The organism is Acetobacter pomorum (assembly GCF_002738225.1).
GTDB classification, from domain to species: Bacteria; Pseudomonadota; Alphaproteobacteria; order Acetobacterales; family Acetobacteraceae; genus Acetobacter; species Acetobacter pomorum.
Genome location: NZ_PEBQ01000197.1, coordinates 1 through 2,327, shown reverse-complemented (window position 1 = coordinate 2,327; position 2,327 = coordinate 1). Strand labels below are relative to the sequence as shown.

Here is a 2,327-nt window from a genome sequence, read left to right as displayed (position 1 = left end):
ACAACAGAAATCACATGCATTAGCCGCTTAAATCAGATAAAAAACGTCTCCACAAAACCCGGGGCAATTCATAATCGTCGCGATCCGGGGCAGGAGAAGTCTCTGAATTCAATTCTTTAGCGCACTTTCATCAACGATACCGAACCAACATTGGACAGCAGCATGCCGGATACAGAGCGAATTTGCATTGACTTGCGCAGCATGATCAGAACAAATCACGAACATATAATCATGAAATGCAGCTGCACAAGGGACATCGAACCGTGACATGACCGCTGAAACCCACAAAAAACCGGGACTGGAGACCCTGCGGGCTGCGATCAGCCGTCTCGAAGGTCATAGTGACCGACGCCGCAAGATGCTGCCCTTTGGCGTGCGCGAGATCGACGGCCGACTGCCGGGCGGCGGTCTGGCGCTGGGAGCCCTGCATGAAGTGGCAGGTGGAGGCAATGACGCCCTGCACAGTGCGGCGGCCGGTCAGTTCTGCGCCGGGATTGCGGCCCGCACGCGCGGCAAGGTTCTCTGGATCGTCACCCGTCAGGATGTGTTCGCTCCCTCCCTGAAACAGGTCGGGCTGTCAGCACGGCGAACGATCTTTGTCGAGGCCAGTTCAGACGTCGATGTGCTGGCCTGTTTCGAGGAAGGGCTGCGACATGGCGGCCTCGGGGCCGTTGTGGCCGAGGTCGCCCGCCTGTCCATGACCGCCTCACGCCGCCTGCAACTGGCCGCCGAGACGTCCGGTTCCCTGGGCATCGCGATAAGACGCTGGCGGCGGCAGACAGATGCGGCAGATTTCGGCCAGCCAACCGCCAGTGTGACGCGCTGGCGGGTTTCCGTCCTGCCATCCGCGCCGCTGCCGGTCCCCGGCGTGGGAAGACCACGCTGGTTGCTGGAACTCATCCGTGCCCGCGCAGGCGAATGTGCTGACTTTGAAGTGGAGGCCTGTGATGCCAAAGGGAGGCTCGCCCCATGCAGCCCGATCGCGGATCGTCTCTCTTTACCTGCCGCTCTGGCCGACAGACCGGATCAGGAAGCGGCTGGGCAAAGACGCGCCAGCGCCTGAGGCGCCACTGGCGCTGGCCGGGCGTGAAGGACGACGACGGGTTGTCTCGTCGGTCGATCTCGCCGCCCGCAAGCTGGGGCTGCGTCCCGGCACACCGGTGGCCAAGGCCCAGGCGCTCTATCCCGATCTGGTGCTGATAGACGCCGATCCCGAGGGCGACCGGCTGGGACTGGAGAAGCTGGCCCTGTGGTTCCAGCACCGTATCGCGCCCATCGTGGCCGTCGATGCTCCGGACGGGCTGGTTCTGGACACGACCGGGGCGGATCATCTGCATGGCGGTGAACTTCCCATGCTCAAGGACATGGTTCATCGCATGGCGGGCGCCGGGTTCCGGGCAAAGGCCGTGGTGGCGGAGACGTGGGGCGCTGCGCACGCCATCGCCCGCTATGGCCGGGCACCGATTGCCGTTGTGCAGGCCGGTGATGCGTCAAAGGCACTGGCCGATCTTCCCCTTGAGGCGCTGCGCCTGCCCCCCACCATTATCGAAGGTCTGGCCACGCTGGGTGTGTCGCGCATCGGACCACTGGCCGCCATGCCACGGGCACCCCTAGCGCTGCGGTTCGGTCCTGATATCGCCCGCAGGCTGGATCAGGCCTTTGGACGCATCGGGGAAGCCATCCTTCCGGTCCGTCCCGTCGATCCAGTCGAGGTCAGCCGGAACTTTGCCGAACCCATCGGCGCTGCTGAGACCATCGCGCGCTATATCGGCAAGCTGGTGCCGCTGCTCTGCCAGGGGCTGGACGAACGTGGACAGGGCGTGCGCCGCCTCGACCTGCTGCTGCATCGCGTGGACAGTCGCACCGAAGCGATCCGTGTGGCGACCGCCATGCCCGTACGGGACGTGAAACGTCTGACGCGGCTGCTGTGCGAGAAAATTGAAACGATCAATCCGGGCTTCGGCATCGAGCGCATGGTGCTGATCGCGTCACAGGCGGAACCCATGGACCGGCGGCAGACGGTCTCCTCCCTGATTGCCGAGGAAGAGACCGATGTGTCTGATCTGGTCGACACACTGGCCAACCGTGTGGGTATGCAGGCGCTCTATCGGTTTGCCCCGGTGGAAAGTGATCTGCCCGAACGCTCCTTCTGCCGCGTGCCCGCTCTGGCCCCCGAGGAGACGAAGGACTGGCCGGATCACTGGCCGCGTCCGACGCGCCTGCTCGCACGACCTGAGCCGGTGCAGGCCATGGCGGAACTGAATTGCCCCGGGTTTTGTGGAGACGTTTTTTATCTGATTTAAGCGGCTAATGCATGTGATTTCTGT

The 2,327-nt window shown here is 63.5% G+C and carries 2 protein-coding genes; both read left to right on the top strand.

Annotated elements, in window-relative coordinates; all coding sequences use genetic code 11:
- The first annotated feature begins 268 nt into the window (after positions 1–268).
- On the top strand, positions 269–1,063 hold the full coding sequence (locus CSR02_RS15280) for an ImuA family protein (RefSeq protein WP_099542251.1): 795 nt from the start codon (positions 269–271) through the stop codon (positions 1,061–1,063).
- The gene (locus tag CSR02_RS15275) at positions 948–2,303 is read left to right on the top strand and encodes a Y-family DNA polymerase (RefSeq protein ID WP_244177057.1); all 1,356 of its coding nucleotides are present in this window, start codon (positions 948–950) and stop codon (positions 2,301–2,303) included. The genes CSR02_RS15280 and CSR02_RS15275 overlap by 116 nt, the downstream gene beginning before the upstream one ends.
- The last annotated feature ends 24 nt before the right edge of the window (positions 2,304–2,327 follow it).

What these genes read in the sequence shown, in the direction of transcription:
- CSR02_RS15280 (WP_099542251.1), top strand. Translation starts at nt 269, where the DNA reads ATGACCGCTGAAACCCACAAAAAACCGGGACTGGAGACCCTGCGGGCT.
- CSR02_RS15275 (WP_244177057.1), top strand. Translation starts at nt 948, where the DNA reads ATGCCAAAGGGAGGCTCGCCCCATGCAGCCCGATCGCGGATCGTCTCT.